Source organism: Rhizobium sp. Rhizsp82 (assembly GCF_047325115.1).
In the GTDB taxonomy this organism is placed as follows: Bacteria; Pseudomonadota; Alphaproteobacteria; order Rhizobiales; family Rhizobiaceae; genus Rhizobium.
Genome location: NZ_CP168571.1, coordinates 22,291 through 40,804, shown reverse-complemented (window position 1 = coordinate 40,804; position 18,514 = coordinate 22,291). Strand labels below are relative to the sequence as shown.

Below are 18,514 nucleotides of genomic sequence, written 5' to 3'. Positions count from 1 at the left end.
TCAGAGCCCTCTCCAGGCGCTATGGGCCCTGAGGCGGTTTTCGAAACGGGTGCCGAGAAGCGCGACCAGCTTGGCCGTCGCGTAGTAGAGCAGGCCGACGGCGGTCCAGACGATGAACGGCTTCAGCGTGCGCAGGTTCAGGATATTGCCGATCTTGGTGAGATCGACGACGCCGATGACCGAGATCAGCGATGTCACCTGCAACTGGTTGACGAGCAGCGCGATCAGCGGGCCGATCGCAAAGGCCATCGCCTGCGGTGCCACGACATGGCGCAGCACCTGCCAGCGCGTCAGGCCGAAGACGCGGGCGGCCTCGATTTGGTCACGACCGATGGATTCGATCGCCGATACGGCAATGACATAGACGAAGGCGGCGGTATTGGCCGACAGCGTGATCGTCGCGGCGGTCACCGGCGTGATGCGGATATGGAAGAGTGCGGGAAGGCCGAAGAAGACCAGGAAGAGCTGTACGAGGACTGGCGAGTTCTTCAGGAGCTCGGAGACGAAGGTGACGATCTGCAGCAGCACCGGCACCCGGTAGAAGCGCACGACGGCCCAGAGAATGCCGATGAACAGACCGATGAGCGACGTGCCGAGGAAGAGCGCGACGCTGACGCCAAGTCCTTGGGCCAAAAGCACGAGATCGAAGGGGGTGAAATCCGTATAGCGCATCAGCCGACGGCCTCCATCATGTCACGGTTGAGGCGGCGGTGAAGCAGCGTGACGCCGAGCGAGACGAGATAGGTGAGTGCCGCATAGGCAACCAGCAGCACGACGTAGACCTCGAAGGGCCGGTATGTCTGCGACACGACGATCTGCGCCGAGCCGGTCAGCTCGTTCAGCGTGATGGTCGAGAGGATCGAGGAGGTCAGGATCAGGTTGATGAGTACCGAGCCGAGCGGGCGGATCGAGGTCCTGAGCGCGATCGGCAGGACGATCTTGGTGAAGGTGACGCGGCGCGAGAGCCCGCTGACTTCGGCCGCTTCGATGATGCCGGGATCGATCGCCAGAATGCCGGCGCGGATGACATCGGAGGCATAGGCGCCGCCGGCGATCGACAGGGCCACGACGCCGGTCGTGAACGCATCGATATAGATCCCGAGTTCCGGCAGGCCGTAATAGAAGAAGAACAGCTGCACGATGAAGGGCACGTTGCGGAAGATGTCGACATAGACGAAGGCAACGCGGCGCAGCGTCTGCGACGACGAGGTGCGGGCGATGGCCACGAAGGCGCCCATGATGACGCTGCCGAGCAGCGCCAGCGCGCAGGCTTCCGCCGTCAGCAGCGCGCCTTTGCCGAGAAAGCCGAGATGCGGCAAAAGGATCGAAAGGTCGAACCGCACGATCGCTCCCCCAAGCACGATTGAAACCGGTTTCATATTGCGGTCACAAAACGGCGCTGTCAAGCGCCGAGGTGGGGAAGCTGTGGAATAGTGAGACGCCCCGCATGAGGGTGCGGAGCGTCTCGTCGCGGCTTGGCGCCTCTCAGGCGGCGGAGAACGGCACGGCCACGAACGTCTTGTTGCCACCGCGCTCGATCAGCAGCAGCACCGACTTGCGGCCCGACTTGGCGGCGCTCGCAACGGCGGCCTTGGCATCGCTGGCGTCGTGCACCGGCCTGTCGTTGACCGAGACGATCACGTCGCCGGTCTGGATGCCGGCAGCGGCCGCCGGCTTGTCGGGGTTGACGCTGGCAACGACGGCGCCGTTGACGCTGCGCGGCAGGTTCAGTTCCTGGCGGGCATCGGGCGTGAGGTCGGCAAGGCCGACGCCGATGCTCGGGCCGCTCTGGGTCTTGCCGTCGCTTTCGTCGGCTGCGGCCTGCTTCTGGCCGTCGTCATTGCCGCCGATCGTCACGTTCAGGTCGGTGCTCTTGCCATCGCGCCAGACGGTCATCGTCTGCTTGGCGCCGGGGCTCATGTCGGCAACGAGGCGCGACAGGTCCTTCGGCGTCTTGACGGCTTCTCCGCCGACAGCGGTCACGATGTCGCCGGTCTTGATGCCGGCGCGGGCGGCAGGCGTATCACCGGAGACGGCGGCGACAAGCGCGCCCTGGGCGTCGCTGAGGCCGACAGCATCGGCAACATCCTTGGTGACGGCCTGGATCTGCACGCCGAGATAGCCGTGCTCGATCGAGCCATCCTTCTGCAGCTTGGCGACGATCATCTTGGCTTCATCGGAAGGAATGGCGAAGCCGACGCCGACGCTGCCGCCATTCGGCGAGTAGATGGCGGTGTTGATGCCGACGACATGGCCGTCGCGGTCAACGAGCGGGCCGCCCGAATTGCCGTGGTTGATCGGTGCGTCGATCTGGATGAAGTCGTCATAGGGCCCGCTATGCAGGTCGCGGCCACGGGCCGAAACGATACCGGCAGTCACGGTCGTGCCGATGCCGAAGGGGTTGCCGATCGCCAGAATCTGGTCGCCGAGCTTCAGCTTGTCGGAATCGCCCCAGGCGACGGTGGCGAGCGGCTTCGGCGCCTGGATCTTCAGGACGGCGATATCGGACTTTGGATCGGTGCCGACCAGCTTGGCCGGCAGTTCGGTGCCGTCATCCAGCGTCACCTTGATATCCATGGCATTGTCGATGACGTGGTTGTTGGTGACGATGACGCCGTCAGGGCTGATGATGAAGCCGGAGCCGAGAGCCATCGCATGCTGGCCGCCTTCATTCTTCGGTGCCTGGTGCGGGAAGGGAATGCCCTGCTGCTCGAAGAACTGGCGGAACTGCTCGTCCATCGGCGACTGCTGGTCGCTGGCGTCAGTGGCCTTCATGGTCGTGGTGACGGTGACGACGGCAGGCTTGTCGGCATCGACGATCGGCGCGAACGAGCCACCGGGAGCAAACGTGCCGCTGACTTCGGCCGGGGCTGCGACAGCGGTCGCGGCATTGATGGTGAAGGGAAGCGCTGCGGTGCCTGCAATCAGGGCTGCACCCAGAAGCGCTGCTGTGCGGTGCTTGAGGAGAATCTTGGACATGGCGAATGGTCCCTTGCAAATCGTTGCTAAGCGGCGTCTTGGTTCCATGCCGGGAACGCGGGCGTCGGGCGAAATACACGAATTCTTCGCGATCGAAGATAAAATCGCCAGTATTGGCGGTGTTTACTAGGCTTCGTGAAGAATTAGCGCTTGAGAACTGATATGCGCCGCGCAGCGTCACTTTACAAATTAAATGTTCATTACGGTTTCATTGCAAAACCGTAAGCATTACAGGGATTTAATATTTGGAGGGTGGAACAAATCCGGGCGGGGCCGGAACCCGCTGGTTCAGGCCTCGACCTGAACCAGATGGCCTTCGCTGACGCTCTTGTAGCACCGCTTCGGCGGCACATAGCCAAGCGGCCTGATCGGGCTCTTCAGCTCGTCCGTCGAGAGGCCGCGCCTGATGCCGCGGCGCGCCGGATCGGGAACCGGGACCGCCGAAATCAGCTTCTTCGTGTAGGGGTGCTGCGGATTGCCGAACACCGCCTCGCGGGGGCCGATCTCCACGATCTCGCCGAGATACATGACGGCGACGCGGTGGCTGACGCGCTCGACGACGGCCATGTCATGCGAGATGAACAGGAAAGCGAGGTTGAGGCTCTGCTGCAGGTCCATCAGGAGATTGCAGACCTGCGCCTTGATCGAGACGTCGAGCGCCGAAACGCTCTCGTCGGCGACGATGACTTTCGGATCGAGCGCAAGCGCCCTTGCGATGCAGATGCGCTGGCGCTGACCGCCGGAAAACTCGTGTGGATAGCGCTCCATCATATCAGGCTTCAGGCCGACGCGTTCGAGCAGGTCGGCCGCCTTCTCGCGGGCCTGCGCCCGGGTGCCGAGGCCGTGCGCCACGATCGGCTCGCTGACGGTGGCGCCGACAGTCATGCGCGGATTGAGGCTGGCGAAGGGATCCTGAAAGATCATCTGGATGCTGCGGCGCATCCGCCGGAGGTTCGAGGAATCGAGGCCGGTGACGTCGTAGCCGTCGAGATTGACCTTGCCGGCATTCGGCTCGATCAGCCGGGTGATCGAGCGCCCCGTCGTCGACTTGCCGCAGCCGGATTCGCCGACAAGCGACAGCGTCTCGCCCTGGAAAAGGTCGAAGGACACGTCCTCGACGGCATGGATCGCGCCCGTCCGGCTGCCGAAAATGCCGCCGCGGATCGCAAAGCGCGTCGTCAGGTTCTTGACTTCGAGGATCGGCGTCTTGCCGCGATCGACGGTGTCGGCAACGGCGGCCGGTTCGCTGCGCTCACCCGTCGCGGTATCGACAACGGGGAAGCGGAGAGGCCATTTCTGGCCGGTCATCGAGCCCAGCCGCGGCACCGCCGAGAGCAGGGCACGGGTGTAGGGATGCTTGCCGCGATGGAAGATGTCGTCGGTCGGGCCGGTTTCGACGGCCTCGCCGCGATACATGACGATGGTGCGGTCGGAAATCTCGGCGACGACGCCCATGTCATGGGTGATGAAGAGAACGGACATGCCTTCCTCTTCCTGCAGCAGCTTGATCAGGTCGAGGATCTGGCCCTGGATCGTCACGTCGAGCGCCGTCGTCGGCTCGTCGGCGATCAGGAGTTTCGGGCGCGAGGCGAGCGCCATGGCAATCATCACGCGCTGGCGCATGCCACCGGAGAATTGGTGCGGATATTCGTCGAAGCGCGACGAGGCATTGGGAATGCGGACTTTTTCGAGCAGGCGGACGGTCTCGGCGCGCGCCTCGCTCTTGGTCATATCGCCGTGGCAGGTCAGCGCTTCGGAGATCTGGCGGCCGATCGTGAAGATCGGGTTCAGCGATGTCATCGGCTCCTGGAAGATCATCGCCGCATCGTTGCCGCGCACCCGGCGCATCTCCCTGTCGGACAGCGACAGGATATCCTTGTCGTTCAGGAGGATGCTGCCCTCGATACGGCTCTGCTTCTTGGCAAGCAGGCGCATGATCGACAGCGAGGTGACGCTCTTGCCCGAGCCGCTTTCGCCGACGATCGCCACGGTCTCGCCCGGCATGACGTCGAAGGAGACGTCGCGCACGACCGGCCTCCAGGCGCCATCGACGAGAAACGACGTGGTCAGGTTGTTGACCGAGAGCACCGGTTTTGCAGCTTCACCCATATCCTGTTCCTGCTTCATGGTTCGGTCTTAGCTCTTGAGCGGTGTGGCGAAGGAGGCCGAGGATCGGCCCTCGGCGAGGCGGGCGGCTTCGAGTGCAGCGATCTTCACGTCGATCTCGCGACGGTCGATCATGCCGCTCGGTCTTTCACGGGTCGCCATGGTTTCGGCGACATGCAGATAGCGCTCGCCGGCGACGGCATAGAGCCGCCGCAGCTCTTCCAGCGGATCGGCATGGTCGTCGGCGCGGATGTTGAGCCAGGCATAATCCTGGTCGCGATAGATCACGAGCGCGGCGGATTGCTTGCCGCGCTTGTCGCCACCGGCATCCTCGCCGGCCTGCATGGCTTCCAGCAGCCTTTCGGCGAGCGGCTTTCCTGCCGTCTTCTGGAAGGTCTCGAGTGTGGCCGCAACTACCTGCGGGCCGGCCAGCATATTGCCGGCTACAGAGACATTCTCGGCGACCAGATGCCCGGCCCAGTCGATGCATTTCTCGCCGGTAAAGGCGGCATTACGCCCCGTCGCGCCGATCATGTGGAACTGCCGCTGGTCGCGGCCTTCGTCGCGCGCGGCAAGTTCGGCAACGATCGCTTCCGGCGCCTGACCGGCGGCGAGCATCGCAAGACCGTCGACGCCGTTCAGCGGATTGACGAAGGCCTGCGTCGCCACCGCGCCGATGCCGCCGCGGATATGCGGCACGATGCCGCCAACGGCGAAGAAGCGGCTGGCGACGGCGATGCCGAGATGGCCGCTATCGGAGTCACGGGCGACGATCGAGTAGGTCACGGTTATCTCCCCACCGCATAGGCCTGCATCAGCCGCGGCGTTGCCGCTGCCCGCAACAGGCCATCCGCATCCCGGCGCGCGGCGGTCAGGCGGCCGACCGTCCAGGGATCGGCGACCGTCAGCTTGTGGCCCTTCCTACGCAGCGCCTCCAGAACCTCCCCGCCGAAATTCGCTTCGGCCATCAGGCTGCCCGGTTCGCGGGTGCGCGGGTAGAAGGAGCCCGGGAAATGCGAGGTGTGGAACAGCGGCTGATCGATCGCCGCCTGCAGGTTCATCTTGTGATGGACATAGCGCAGGAAGAAGGAGAGCTGCCACTGTTCCTGCTGGTCGCCGCCTGGCGTGCCGAAGGCCAGTGTCGGGCGTCCCTCGTAGAGCGCCAGCGACGGCGTCAGCGTCGTGCGCGGCCGCTTGCCGGGGGCAAGCGAGGTCGGCAGGCCAGGCTTCAGCCAGAACATCTGGGCGCGCGAATTCAGGCAGAAACCGAGACCGGGCACTGTAGGTGAAGACTGCAGCCAGCCACCTGACGGGGTGATCGACACCATGTTGCCCTCGCGGTCGATGACGTCGATATGGACGGTATCGCCACGCTTCTCGGACAGATGCGCCATGGTCGGCTCATAGACCGCACCGGTCTTGGAGGTGACGCCGAGCATGTCCATCGTCAGTGCATACTGGTCTTCGAAGCCGGGCACGATGCCGGGCTGCAGCTCCAGCGATGCCTCTGACTTGATGAGCTTGCGGCGCTCGTCGTTATAGGCGTCGGACAGCAGATGCTCGACCGGGATCTTCGAGAAATTCGGGTCGCCGTAATAGATCTCGCGATCGGCGAAGGCGAGCTTCATCGCTTCGGTGACCGTATGAACGAAATCGGCACCGGCCGGATCCATCGAGGCGATATCGACGCCCTTCAGCAGCGCCAGCGTCTGCAGGAAGACCGGACCCTGGCCCCAGGGGCCGATCTTGGCGACCGTCCAGCCGTGATAGACGTAGGTCTGCGGCGCTTCTGTTGTCGCCGACCAGTTCGCCATGTCATCGGCGGTGATGACGCCCTTGTGCTTGGTGCCGCTGGCATCCATCACCGCGGTCGAACCGGCGTAACGCTCGATCGCTTCGGCCACGAAGCCGCGATAGAAGGCGTCGCGTGCAGCCTGGATCTGCTCCTCGCGATCGCGCTTGGCTTCCGCCTCGGCGACGATCCGCTTCCAGGTTTCGGCGAGAACCGGGTTCTTGAAATTGGAGAGCGGCTCGGGAACGGAGCCGCCGGGCAGCCAGGTCTGGTGCGAGGTCGGCCATTCCTTCTCGAAGAAGGAGGCGAGGCCGGCGATCGTTGCCGAGACGCGGGGCAGCATCGGATGGCCGTTTTCGGCGTAATAGATTGCCGGTTCGAGAACTTCACGGACGGTCAGGCGGCCATAGTCGCGCAGCATCAGCATCCAGCCGTCGAAGCTGCCGGGAATGACCGTCGCGAGCAACCCGTCGCCGGGGATCAGCTTCAGCCCCTCGGATGTGTAATGCTCGATCGTGGCGCCCGCCGGGGCCGGTCCCTGGGCGCAGATGACCTCGACCTTGTCCTTCTTCTTCGAATAGAGGATCGCCGGCATGTCGCCGCCCGGGCCGCAGAGATGCGGCTCGACGATCTGCAGCACGAAGCCGGTGGCGACAGCCGCGTCGAAGGCGTTGCCGCCCTTTTCGAGGATGCTCATGCCGACGGCGGAGGCGATCCAGTGGGTCGAGGTGACGACGCCGAATGTGCCGAGGATTTCGGGACGGGTCGTGAATGCGGTCATTTCATATGTCCTTTCAGGAGATCATGCTTCGCGCGGATCGAGCGCATCGCGCAGGCCGTCGCCGAGGAGATTGAAGCCGATGACGACGAGGAAGATCGCCGCCCCCGGCCACATCGCCATCCATGGGGCTTGGGAGAGGAAGTTCTTGGCAACGTTCAGCATCGAGCCCCAGCTCGCGGCGGGCGGCTGCTGGCCGAGACCGAGGAAGGAGAGGCTGGCTTCGGCGATGATCGCGGTGGCGACCGTCAGCGTTGCCTGGACGAGGATCGGTGCCGCGACGTTCGGCAGGATGTAGCGGGTGATGATGCTGAAATGGCGAAGGCCGATCGAGCGCGCGCCCTCGACATAATCCTCGGTCTTGACCGCCAGCACCTGGCCGCGTGTCAACCGGATGAAGATCGGCATGGCCGAGAGGCCGATGGCGATCATCGCATTGGTCAGGCTCGGCCCAAGGAAGGCGGCGAGCGCAATCGCGGTGATCAGAAACGGCATGGCGAGGAAGGCCTCGGTGATGCGCGAGATGATCTGGTCGACCCAGCCGCCGAAATAGCCGGCAAGCAGCCCGAAGGGCACGCCGATGAAAACGGAGATCGCTACCGAGAAGACGCCGGCCATCAGCGAGGCCTGCGCCCCCCAGATCATGCGGGAGAGGATATCGCGGCCGATATCGTCGGTGCCGAGCCAGTGGGCGGCCGATGGCGCCTTGCGGATCGCCGACCAGCTGGTGGCGTTGGGATCCGGGATCGGCAGGATTGGGGCCGCCGCCGCCAGAATCGCGAAGAAGGCGATGATGCCGAGGCCGACGAGCGCGCCCTTGTTGGCCTTCAGCTTGCGCCAGGCGCGGCTGGGTACGCGCTGCTCGGTGGCGACGGCAACCTGATCGATGGCGGTCATAGCGAGGCCCTCATGCGCGGATTGAGAAGGACGAACAGGATATCGGCGATGAGGTTCATCATGATGAAGCCGATCGCGGTGCAGAGCACGACGCCCTGGACGACGGCGTAGTCGCGGTTGAAGACGGCATCGACGATCAGCTTGCCGAAGCCCGGAATGGTGAAGATCTGCTCTGTCAGGACGGCACCGGCCAAGAGCTCGCCGAAGAGCAGCGCGCTCAGCGTCACGATCGGCAGCACGGCATTGCGGAAGCTGTGTTCGAGAACGACGGAGCGTTCCGAAAGCCCCTTGGCGCGGGCGGTGCGGATGTAATCGGCGCTGAGGACGCTGAGCATCGCCGAGCGCGTGTGGCGCATCAGCGTCGCCGCCAGTGCGTTGCCGAGCACGAAGGACGGCATCAGCATCGTCTGGATCGAGCGGAGCGGGTCGTTGAAGAAGGGCTCGTACCCCGAAGCCGGCAGCCAGCCGAGTTTCACCGAGACGAGCAGGATCAGCATGATGCCAAGCCAGAAATTCGGGATCGAGAGGCCGGAGAGCGCGATCAGGTTTGCGAGATAGTCGAAGAGCGTATTCTTCTTCACCGCGGCGAGAATGCCCATGGGGACGCCGATCACGAAGGCGAAGATCATCGACATGATGGCGAGCTGGATCGTCACCGGAAGCTTCTCGGCGACCAGCTCGAGAACCGGCTGATTGGTCCTGAGCGAGATGCCGAGATCGCCCTGCAGCACCGAGCCCAGCCACGAGACGTACTGGTAGGGCACCGGATCGTTCAGCCGGTATTTCTCACGCAGGTACTCGATGACCTGCGGGTCCCGCTCTTCGCCGGCCATGGCGAGGATGGGGTCGCCGGGCAGGAGCTTCTGCAGCGAAAAGACGAAGACCGATATGATCAGCAGCGTCGGAATGGCGACGAGAAGCCGCTTGGCGATGTAGGTATACATGGTGGGCGATCCTGAACGGGCCTCAAGAGGCGGCGGGATGGCCCCGCCGCCGCGGTTGCTAGGCTCAGCCTTCCTTCTTGACGCCGGTCAGGCGGATCATGCCATCCGGCGAGGCGACGAAGCCGGTGACGTTCTTGTGCAGCGCCCAGATCCACGAGTTATGGCCGAGATAGATGATCGGCAGGTCGTCGTTGAGGATCACGGCGGCGGCGTCGTATTTCTGCTTGCGCACCGCATCGTCGGTGGAGGCGCGGGCCTCGTTCAGCAGCTTGTCGACCTCGGCATTGCAATACTTCGTATCGTTGATGCCGCCCTTGCAGGTGATGAACTGATGGATGTTGCCGTCGGGATCGATGCGGCCCGACCAGTCGGAACGGCTGAGCTGATAGTTGCCGGCCGTCTGCTCCGAAAGCAGCGTCGCGAATTCCGTCGAGCGGATCGTCACATCGAAACCGGCTTCTGCCACCATCGACTGGATGATCTGCATCATTTGAGAAGCGACGGGGTTGTTCTGCACCTGCAGCTCGATCGGCACGCGGTCGAAACCGGCTTCCTTGACGAGCGCCTTGGCCTTGTCGAGATCGCGGGCCGGAACCGGAACGTCCTTGTCGAACCACGGGCTGTTCGGCGGGAAGGACTGGTTGCCCGGAACGGACGTGCCTTCGTAGACGATCTGGTTCAGCGCTTCGCGGTCGATCGCCAGCGAGAATGCCTGGCGCAGGCGCTTGTCCTTGCCGAACGGATTGTCGGCGCGCGCGCCGTTGCCGATATTGGCGTAGAGCGCCATGTAGCCGGTGCCGATCGCGTCGGCATAGGTGAGGGTCGAATCTTCCTTCACGGATGCGGCGTCGGTCGGCGCCAGACGCTCGATCATGTCGAGATCGCCGGAGCGCAGGTTGGCGAGGCGCACGGTCGTATCCGGGATCGGCAGGTAGGTGACCTTGTCGATGAAGATATTGTCCTTGTTCCAGTAGTCCTGGAACTTCTCAAGCACGATACGGTCCTGCTGGACACGCTCGACGAATTTGAAGGGACCGGCGCAGACCGGATGATTGCCGAAATTGGCGCCGAGCTCCTTGGCGGCTTTCGGCGAAACGATCATGCCGGCGCGGTCGGAGAGCTGGGCGAGCAGCGTCACGTCGGGGCTCTTCAGCGTGAACTTCACTTCGTATTCGCCTGTTGCCTCGACCTTCTCGACCGAGGTCAGCTCGCTCTTGCGGCGCGATTCCGGCAGTGTCATGTTGCGCTCGATGGTGGCGACGACGGCTGCGGCATTCATCGGCGTTTCGTCGTGGAACTTGACGCCTTCGCGCAGCTTCATCGTCAGCGCCTTGCCGTCATCCGACCAGTGCCATTCGGTGGCGAGCTGCGGCACGATCTTCAGGTCTGGGGTGACGTCGACAAGCTTGTCGCACATCGCCGTATAGACGATGCGGCCGACGAAGGTTCGCGACTGCGCGGGATCGAGCACGTCGGCATCGTCCTGCAGGCCGATCTTCAGCTCGGCGGCAAAGGATGGAAGGGCAACAAGCGCCCCGGCTAGAAGGGTCGTCACAAAACTGGCGGTCTTCATTTCACTCTCCTCTGGTTCTTTTTTGCTTCATTGCCGGCGGCTCTTCAGGTGAGCTCTTCTTTGGTCTCCGGTATCTGGTGGTCGAGCGAGGTCATGCGGACCAGGCTCTCCTGCAGCGTCAGCAGGTGCTGGCGCATGGCTTCGCCGGCTCTCGCGGGGTCGCGGGCGGCAATCGCGTCGACGATCGCGGTATGCTGTCCATAGGTCACCGTGCGCGTCTTGCTGGCGGCGCGTGCCCGCTCGCGGATCGTCTGCCAGGCTTCGTCCTGGCGCACGCGGTTGATGACGTCGAAGATCGTCAGGAAGAACTGGTTGCCGGCCGATTGGGCGATATGGCGGTGCAGCGCACCGTCCCAGAGCTCGCGGCCATCGGCATCGGTGCTTTCGTAGATCTTCTTGACGAGCTCGTACATGCGCTCGACATCGGCTTTCTTGGCGCGGATGGCGGCAAGCTGAGCGAGCTGCGGCTCGATGCGCAGGCGCACTTCCATGATTTCCATCAGGTCGGTGCCGGCGACGATCGAATCCACATGCTCGCTCCAGCCGTCGGGGCGCCTTCCGGCAAACGTGCCGGATCCCTGGCGGCGCCAGATCAGTCCCTCGGCTTCCAGAACTTCCAAGGCACGGCGGATGGCGCGGCGGCTGACGTCGAGCCTCTCCGAGAGAGCCCGTTCTGTCGGCAGCTTGCCGTCGGCATCGAGGCTGTCCGAGCGCAGCAGCGCACGCAGCTTGTCGAGAGCGTAATTGGAGTTCCCCGTGGTCTCATCCATGTCGAATGGTCCGAACCAATTTCTTATTGGTCCAATCCAAAACCATATTGGTTCGCATCGTCAAGCGGTTTTTTGTGCAATTTTTGCATTGCACAAAAGATAGGCTGTGGATTTCGCTACGCACAAAAAATCCGGCGCCGATGACGCCGGATTGGGCAGATAAAGATGCAAAAACGCTTAAATACCGGCGATTTTGCGCAGATCGTCGGTTGAGCCGGGTGCCGTTGCCAGAACCGGCGCGCCCTTGGTCAGGCGTTCGCCCTCGGTCGGGAAGGGGTGGTACCAGCCGCCGGCTTCCTTGACGAGGCAGTAGCCGGCCATGCAGTCCCAGGCGTGCATGTAAGGCTCGTAATAGCCGACGAGACGGCCGGCGGCGACATAGGCGAGCATGAGGGCGCCGGAGCCGTTGCGGATGAAATTGCCGCCGGCTTCCAGCAGGCTTTCCACCATCTTGCCGACGAAGGCAGGCGTGACGTGGTTGTTGGCGCCGATGCCGGTCACGGCGTTGCGGATGGTGCGGGACGGATCGAGCGAGAGCGTCTTGCCGTTCAGCGTCGCGCCCATGCCGAGGGCTGCCGCATAGAGTTCGTCGTGGCAGGGCGCCGAGATGACGCCGACGACGGGCACGCCGTCATGCAGCAGGCCGATCGAGACGCACCAGTTCGGCATGCCGTTGACGAAGGGGCTGGTGCCATCGATCGGATCGACGACCCAGGTGAAGCCCGATGTGCCGGATTCGAGGCCATATTCCTCGCCGAGGACGCCATCGGCGGGGTAGGCCTCGTTGAAGCGCTTGCGGATCAGGTTTTCCACTTCGCGGTCGGCAATCGAGACCACGTCCTGCGGATCGCGCTTGGTTTCGATCACCAGCGTTTCGCGGCGCTTGAAATAATCGAGAGCGACGGCTCCCGCTTCGCGGGCCACGGCTTCGGCCAGCGCGAGGCGCGCTTCGAGCCCGGGTACGACATGCGACGTCATGAAAATCTTCCCTTGATGAAATGCGGGCTCAGCCGCCGATGATGGCAATGCCGCGATCCTTGAAGCCGATCTCCACCTCTGTCAAAGGCGCAAAGGCCCTTTCCACTGCGGGGTCGACGACGAAGAGCGTGCCGTTACTGGTTTTGACTTCATATTCCACGTGGTCGCCAAGATAGGCGGCGTGGGTGATCTTGCCGCTGTAGGCGCCGCCGTTTTTCGGCGCCAGCGTGATGGCGTTCGGGCGCACCGCCAGCTGTGCCGGGCCGGGGCGCATGTTGCGGCCGGATATTCGGTGCGTCAGTCCCTCGACATTGATCGTCGCGTGATCGCCATCGATGCCGATGACATCGCAGGGCACGACATTCGCCTCGCCCATGAAGTCGGCAATGAAGGCGGAGACCGGCTGGTCGTAGAGATCGCGCGGCGCGCCCTTCTGGGCGATTTCGCCGTCCTTCATGACGATGATCTGGTCGGAGACGGCAAGCGCCTCGTCCTGATCGTGGGTTACATAGACGGCGGTGAAACCAAGCCGCTGCTGCAGCTCGCGGATCTCGGTGCGGACACGGCGGCGCAGGCGGGCGTCGAGGTTCGACAGCGGCTCGTCGAGCAGCAGCACCTGGGGCTCGAGCACCAGAGCGCGGGCAACGGCGACGCGCTGCTGCTGGCCGCCGGAGAGTTCGGCCGGCAGGCGCTGGCCCATGCCGGCGAGGCCGACGAGCTTCAGGCCCTCTTCGGCGCGCTCGCGCGCCTCCTTGCGTTTCATGCCTGACGATTCCAGGCCGTAGGCGACATTGTCGAGCGAGGTCATGTGCGGGAAGAGCGCATAGGACTGGAACACCATCGACACGTCGCGCTCGTTGGCCGGCAGCATCGTCACATCCTTGCCGCCGATCAGGATGCGGCCGGACGAGGGGTGCTCGAGACCGGCAAGCATGCGCAGCGTCGTCGTCTTGCCGCAGCCGGAGGGGCCGAGCAGGGTCACCAGCGTGCCGGGCTCGATCGTCAGCGACAGGTTGGGAATGGCAGTGAAGGCGCCGAAGGTCTTGCGCACGTTCTCGAAGACGACGGAACCGGGTTTGTTGCTGCTCATGCGGTTTTCTCCTGACCGAGAGGTGCGGATGCGGTAGCGGCCGGCGCTGCCATCGCGACGCGGTTTTCGCGGCGCAGGCGGCGTTCGCCGACGAGGAACTGGAAGCCGGCGATGACCGTGACCATGACGACGATCAGCGCTGAGGAATAGGCGATGGCGACGCCGTATTCGCCGTTCTCGACGAGGCCGACGATATAGGCCGTGGACATGTTGTATTCGGCGCTGACCAGGAAGATGACGGCGCTGATCGAGGTGATGGCGCGCACGAAGGAATAGACGAGGGCTGCCGTGATTGCCGGGCGCAGCAGCGGCAGGATGACCTTGCGGATCGTCCGGAAGCTGTTGGCGCGCAGCGTCAGCGAGGCCTCGTCGAGGCTCTTGTCGAGCTGGCTCATCGCCGCCACGCCGCCGCGCACGCCGACCGGCATGTTGCGGAAGACGAAGCAGGCAACCAGGATTAGCGCCGTGCCGGTCATTTCGAGTGGCGGCAGGTTGAAGGCCATGATGTAGCTGATGCCGATGACGGTGCCGGGGATCGCGAAGCTCAGCATCAGCGCGAATTCGAAGACGTTCCGGCCGACGAACTTCTGGCGGACGATGATGTAGGCCGTCAGCAGGCCGACAGCGGCCGTGAGCGGGGCGGAGATCAGGGCGATCTCCATTGTCGTCCAGAACGAATTCCAGGCGACCCCCGTCCACGCCAGGCCGCCGTCATCACGGAAACCGATCGAGAAGGCACGAATGTAGTGTTCGAATGTCAGCGTGTTATCGAGGCCCCAGGTGCGCACGAAGCCGCCGAACAGGATCATCGCATAGACGACGATGGTGAAGATCGCCCAGGGGATGACGAGGGAGTGGACGGCAATCGAGACGCCGCGCGGCAGCGCGATATGCTGGCCGGAATCGCCCTTGCCGGTTACCGTCGCGTAGCTCTTGCCCTGCAGCCAGAAGCGCTGGGCGATGAAGGCCGACATGGTGAAGACGAGCAGGATCATGGCGAGCACGGCGGCGCGGGCCGGATCGTTCTGCGAGCCGACGACGGCGAAGAAGATCTCCGTCGACAGCACGCCATGGCTGCCGCCGAGCACCATCGGGTTGCCGAAGTCGGCCATGCTTTCGATGAAGCCGATCAGGAAGGCGTTGGCGAGGCCGGGCTTCATCAGCGGCAGCGAGACACGCCAGAAGGTGCGCCAGCGGTCGGCGCGCAGCGTCTGCGATGCTTCCTCCATCGACGGGCTGACGCCTTCGACGACGCCGATGAGCACGAGGAAGGAAATCGGCGTGAAGGAGAGGACCTGGGCGATCCAGATGCCGGTAAGGCCATAGAGCCAGCGGCCGGGCTCGATGCCGAGCAGCGAGGAGATGAGCTGTGTCACGACACCCGAGCGGCCGAAGAGCAGGGTCAGCGCCAGGCCGACGACGAAGGGCGGCGTGATGATCGGCAGGATCGTCAGCAGCCGCAGACCCTTCTTGTAGGGAAAGCGGGTGCGGGTGGCGACGAGCGCGAAGCAGAGGCCGAGCGTCGTCGAACCGGCGGCCGTCATGATCGCCAGCCAGAGCGTGCGCCAGGCAACCCCGCAGCGTTCGCCGCCGACAACGCAGCCGAGGCTCCAGACGGAGGAATCCTGGATATTGGTGAGGAAGCCGTTGGGATTGAAGGAGCCGTCGAAATCCTGAAACGCGCCGACGAACATGCTGCCGACCGGATAGAAGACGAAGATGGCGACGAGGAACACCAGCATGGCGATGGCGCCGACCACGAAGGCGTCGCCCTTCATCACGCCGCGTTCGGCAAGGCCGAAGGCGAAGAAGAACACGAAGACGAGGCCGGTGACGATGGCGCCCGCACCCATCGACGGCTGGCCGTCAGGCAGCGCGCCGAAGAGGTTTTCGGCGAATGTCCAGCTCCAGCCGGAGAGGTTGATCGCCAGTCCTTCCAGCGTCAGGAAAAGAACTCCCAGGCCGCCTGCCCAGGCCAGCAGCGTGGCGCGCGACTTCGGATCGGAAAGGAAGCGCGCGATGCCGCCAAGCAGAACGAAGACGACGGCGATCGCGAGCCACCATCGGCCATAGGTGGTGATCTGCAGGATGCCGGGCGCCGTGGAGGGATCGCCCAGGAAATCAGACAGCCAGCCAAGGCCGAAGAAGCCGCCTTCGATCCGATACCACGGGAGCAGTATCAGGGCGGCAATGGCGAAGACGAGAGCGATATCCAGTCTGCGATTGTGGTTCTTCATAGGGTCGCTCCCGCTTGAGCACGGTATAGGCATGGCAGCCGGCAGCTTTGGGCTCCCGGCCATCGGTTTCAGGAGGATCAGTTCGCCTTGGCGCCGATTTCCTTGTCCCAGCGGGCGAGAAGCGCCTTGCGGACGTCAGGGTTGCCGTATTTCGCGAAGTCGTAGTCGATCAGCTTGATGTCTTCGAACTTCGGCGCTTCCTTCGGCACCTCGGCAGACTTGTTGGACGGCAGCTGGAAGGACTTGGCGTCCTTCATGTGCGACTGCGCCTCGGCGCTGAGCGCCCAGTCGTACCATTTCTTGGCATTTTCGAGGTTCTTGGCGCCCTTGACGATCGACATCGAGCCGATCTCGTAACCGGTGCCTTCGCAGGGCGCGACGGCCTTGATCGGGAAGCCTTCGACGGTCTGCGCCACGGCGTCATGCATGAAGACGATGCCGATCGTCGATTCGCCACGGGCAGCGGCCTTCACCGGCGCCGAACCGGACTTGGTATATTGCGAGACGTTGGCGTTCAGCTTCGTCAGGTAATCGAATGCCTGGTCCTCGCCCATGATCTGCACCAGCGTCGCCAGCGTGTTGTAGGACGTGCCCGAGGAATTCGGGTTGGCGATCTGGATCTCGCCCTTGTAGGACGGGTCAAGCAGATCGGCCCAGCACTTCGGCTCCTTGAGGTTCTTCTGCTTCAGGATGTCGGTGTTGTAGCCCCAGCCCAGCGCGCCGGCATAAACGCCGACCGTGCGGTACTTGGCGCTTTCGGCCTGCTTCTTGGCCCAGTCCTGCAACTGGTCGAAGAGCGGCGACTTGTATTCGAGCGTCAGATTTTCCGCTGCTGCCTGCAGATGGGGGTCGCCGGTGCCGGCCCACCAGATATCGGTCTTCGGATTGCGGGCCTCGGCGCGGATCTTGGCATAGGTCTCGCCGGCGGACAGGCGCACCATGTTCACCTTGATGTCCGACTGCTTCTCGAACAGCCCCTTCATGAGGTCACAGACCTCCTGGTCGGCCGAGCAGATGACGTTGAGATTGCCGGCGGCATGGGCCGAAAAGGCAGCAAAAGACACGGTCGCGGCGAGCATCGCTGCCGCAATTTTAGCTGAACGCATTATTTCCTCCTGGATGTGGCGGCGCCTCCACGCCGATCGCCTTTGCAAGCGTGTGCAAATGCTGCATGACCTAATAAACCCTGTCAACCACTTTTGTCACAAAACTGTCATAAAAGTCCTGGAGGTGGATATTGCACGCAATTGCAATATCGTGCACAGTCGCGTGCAAGGGGAGATTCAGGTGGTCACGAAAGTCTTTGTCAGCGCGCAGGAAGTTGCGGAAAAGGCGGGCGTTTCCCGCTCGGCGGTGTCGCGTACCTTTACGCCGGGAGCAAGCGTCGCGCCCGAAACCCGCAAGCGGGTGATGGAGGCGGCAGAAGCGCTCGGCTATCACGTCAATCATCTCGCCCGCGGGCTGATGCGCAACGAGAGCGGCATCGTCTGCCTGATCGTCTCAGAAATGGGAACGCCCTACCGTTCGTCGCTGATCCGCGCCGTGACGCAGCACCTGCAGAATTCCGGCAAGATCGCCATGCTGATCAATACCGATCGTTCCGACGGCAGCGTCGATCGGGCGCTGCGTCAGGCGATCCGCTATCGCGCCGATGCCTCGATCATTCTCTCCGGCCTGCCCGACAAGTCGATCACCCAGCTCTGCCTGAAGAACGGCCAGCGGCTGGTGCTGATCAACCGCGACGACGATCAGCCGGGGCCGCTCAGGATCAATCTCGACGACCAGGAAGCGGCCGGCCGCATCCTGACGGCCTTTGTCCGCGCTGGCTGCCGGCGGCTTGCCTTCGGCAATTCGGAAGTCGGAACGCCGAGCCTGATGGCCCGCGAGCATGGCTTCGTTGCGGCGGCTGCGGCACTCGGCATGGAGGTCGCTGTCGAGCGTTTCGGTTCGACCGGTTACGAGGCGGGCAAGGTTGTCGCCCAGCGCCTGCTGACCCGCAAGGAGCGCCCGGACGCGATCTTCTGCGCCAACGACCTCCTCGCCTGCGGCGTGATGGACGCGGCGCGCCACCAGTTCATGATGTCGGTTCCCGACCAGCTCTGCGTTGCCGGGTTCGACGACATCGAACAGGCCTCATGGTCCTCTTACGATCTGACGACGTTCGCCCAGCCGGTCGAAGCCATTGCCCGGGAGGCGGTTGCCTTCCTTGCCGCGCCGGGAGCGGCTGACGAGGAGGCGCAAGTGCAAACGCTGAAGCTTCACGCGGAGCTCGTCTGGCGCGGCTCGATCCGCGGCGGCTGATGACGTCTCGAAGATTTGTGCATACGATTACACAAATTTTCAAAAGGCGGATGCATGTGTGTTGGAGCG

16 protein-coding genes are annotated in these 18,514 nt (G+C 63.7%); 2 read left to right on the top strand and 14 right to left on the bottom strand.

The annotated features are described in order from the left end of the window. The 3 genes from ACEN84_RS24320 to ACEN84_RS24310 form a co-directional block, all read right to left on the bottom strand. Nucleotides 1-672: an amino acid ABC transporter permease gene (locus tag ACEN84_RS24320; RefSeq protein ID WP_413711973.1), complete on the bottom strand. Its 672-nt coding sequence runs from the start codon at nucleotides 670-672 to the stop codon at nucleotides 1-3. Then, on the bottom strand, nucleotides 672-1,343 hold the full coding sequence (locus ACEN84_RS24315) for an amino acid ABC transporter permease (protein WP_130280265.1): 672 nt from the start codon (nucleotides 1,341-1,343) through the stop codon (nucleotides 672-674). The genes ACEN84_RS24320 and ACEN84_RS24315 overlap by 1 nt, the downstream gene beginning before the upstream one ends. A 142-nt stretch (nucleotides 1,344-1,485) precedes the next feature. Next, entirely contained in the window at nucleotides 1,486-2,979 is a 1,494-nt protein-coding gene (locus tag ACEN84_RS24310) for a DegQ family serine endoprotease (RefSeq protein WP_413711972.1), read from the bottom strand. Here ACEN84_RS24310 and ACEN84_RS24305 point away from each other — a divergent pair. Continuing rightward, entirely contained in the window at nucleotides 2,978-3,109 is a 132-nt protein-coding gene (locus ACEN84_RS24305) for a hypothetical protein (RefSeq protein ID WP_281438214.1), read from the top strand. The genes ACEN84_RS24310 and ACEN84_RS24305 overlap by 2 nt on opposite strands. A 158-nt stretch (nucleotides 3,110-3,267) precedes the next feature. Here the strand turns inward: ACEN84_RS24305 and ACEN84_RS24300 are convergent, their stop codons facing one another. From ACEN84_RS24300 to ACEN84_RS24250, 11 genes are all read right to left on the bottom strand, one after another. Beyond that, nucleotides 3,268-5,106, bottom strand: a complete 1,839-nt coding sequence (locus ACEN84_RS24300; RefSeq protein ID WP_413711971.1) for a dipeptide ABC transporter ATP-binding protein — start codon at nucleotides 5,104-5,106, stop codon at nucleotides 3,268-3,270. A gap of 9 nt (nucleotides 5,107-5,115) precedes the next feature. Continuing rightward, the gene (locus ACEN84_RS24295; RefSeq protein WP_413711970.1) at nucleotides 5,116-5,871 is read right to left on the bottom strand and encodes a DUF1028 domain-containing protein; all 756 of its coding nucleotides are present in this window, start codon (nucleotides 5,869-5,871) and stop codon (nucleotides 5,116-5,118) included. Nucleotides 5,872-5,873: 2 nt separating this feature from the next. After that, nucleotides 5,874-7,658, bottom strand: a complete 1,785-nt coding sequence (locus ACEN84_RS24290; protein WP_413711969.1) for a gamma-glutamyltransferase family protein — start codon at nucleotides 7,656-7,658, stop codon at nucleotides 5,874-5,876. 21 nt (nucleotides 7,659-7,679) lie between these two features. Next, a complete protein-coding gene (locus tag ACEN84_RS24285) occupies nucleotides 7,680-8,552 on the bottom strand; it encodes an ABC transporter permease (RefSeq protein WP_203430200.1) in 873 nt (290 codons plus the stop codon). After that, nucleotides 8,549-9,496: an ABC transporter permease gene (locus tag ACEN84_RS24280; protein WP_130280253.1), complete on the bottom strand. Its 948-nt coding sequence runs from the start codon at nucleotides 9,494-9,496 to the stop codon at nucleotides 8,549-8,551. Before ACEN84_RS24280 ends, ACEN84_RS24285 begins: the two co-directional genes overlap by 4 nt. A 64-nt stretch (nucleotides 9,497-9,560) precedes the next feature. Next, nucleotides 9,561-11,069, bottom strand: a complete 1,509-nt coding sequence (locus tag ACEN84_RS24275; RefSeq protein WP_112714457.1) for an ABC transporter substrate-binding protein — start codon at nucleotides 11,067-11,069, stop codon at nucleotides 9,561-9,563. A 44-nt stretch (nucleotides 11,070-11,113) separates the two neighbouring features. After that, nucleotides 11,114-11,839, bottom strand: a complete 726-nt coding sequence (locus ACEN84_RS24270; RefSeq protein WP_130280251.1) for a FadR/GntR family transcriptional regulator — start codon at nucleotides 11,837-11,839, stop codon at nucleotides 11,114-11,116. A 177-nt stretch (nucleotides 11,840-12,016) separates the two neighbouring features. Next, nucleotides 12,017-12,817 carry an inositol monophosphatase family protein gene (locus ACEN84_RS24265; protein ID WP_203430196.1) on the bottom strand — a complete coding sequence of 267 codons (801 nt, stop codon included), beginning with the start codon at nucleotides 12,815-12,817 and terminating at the stop codon, nucleotides 12,017-12,019. A 28-nt stretch (nucleotides 12,818-12,845) separates the two neighbouring features. Continuing rightward, on the bottom strand, nucleotides 12,846-13,907 hold the full coding sequence (locus ACEN84_RS24260) for an ABC transporter ATP-binding protein (RefSeq protein WP_112714451.1): 1,062 nt from the start codon (nucleotides 13,905-13,907) through the stop codon (nucleotides 12,846-12,848). Then, entirely contained in the window at nucleotides 13,904-16,144 is a 2,241-nt protein-coding gene (locus ACEN84_RS24255; RefSeq protein ID WP_413711968.1) for an ABC transporter permease, read from the bottom strand. The genes ACEN84_RS24260 and ACEN84_RS24255 overlap by 4 nt, the downstream gene beginning before the upstream one ends. A gap of 77 nt (nucleotides 16,145-16,221) precedes the next feature. Continuing rightward, complete coding sequence (locus ACEN84_RS24250) at nucleotides 16,222-17,250, bottom strand: ABC transporter substrate-binding protein (RefSeq protein WP_199625551.1); 1,029 nt, start codon at nucleotides 17,248-17,250, stop codon at nucleotides 16,222-16,224. 181 nt (nucleotides 17,251-17,431) lie between these two features. On the opposite strand from ACEN84_RS24250, the gene ACEN84_RS24245 reads away from it, so the two are divergent. Further along, nucleotides 17,432-18,445, top strand: a complete 1,014-nt coding sequence (locus tag ACEN84_RS24245; RefSeq protein WP_413711967.1) for a substrate-binding domain-containing protein — start codon at nucleotides 17,432-17,434, stop codon at nucleotides 18,443-18,445. The last annotated feature ends 69 nt before the right edge of the window (nucleotides 18,446-18,514 follow it).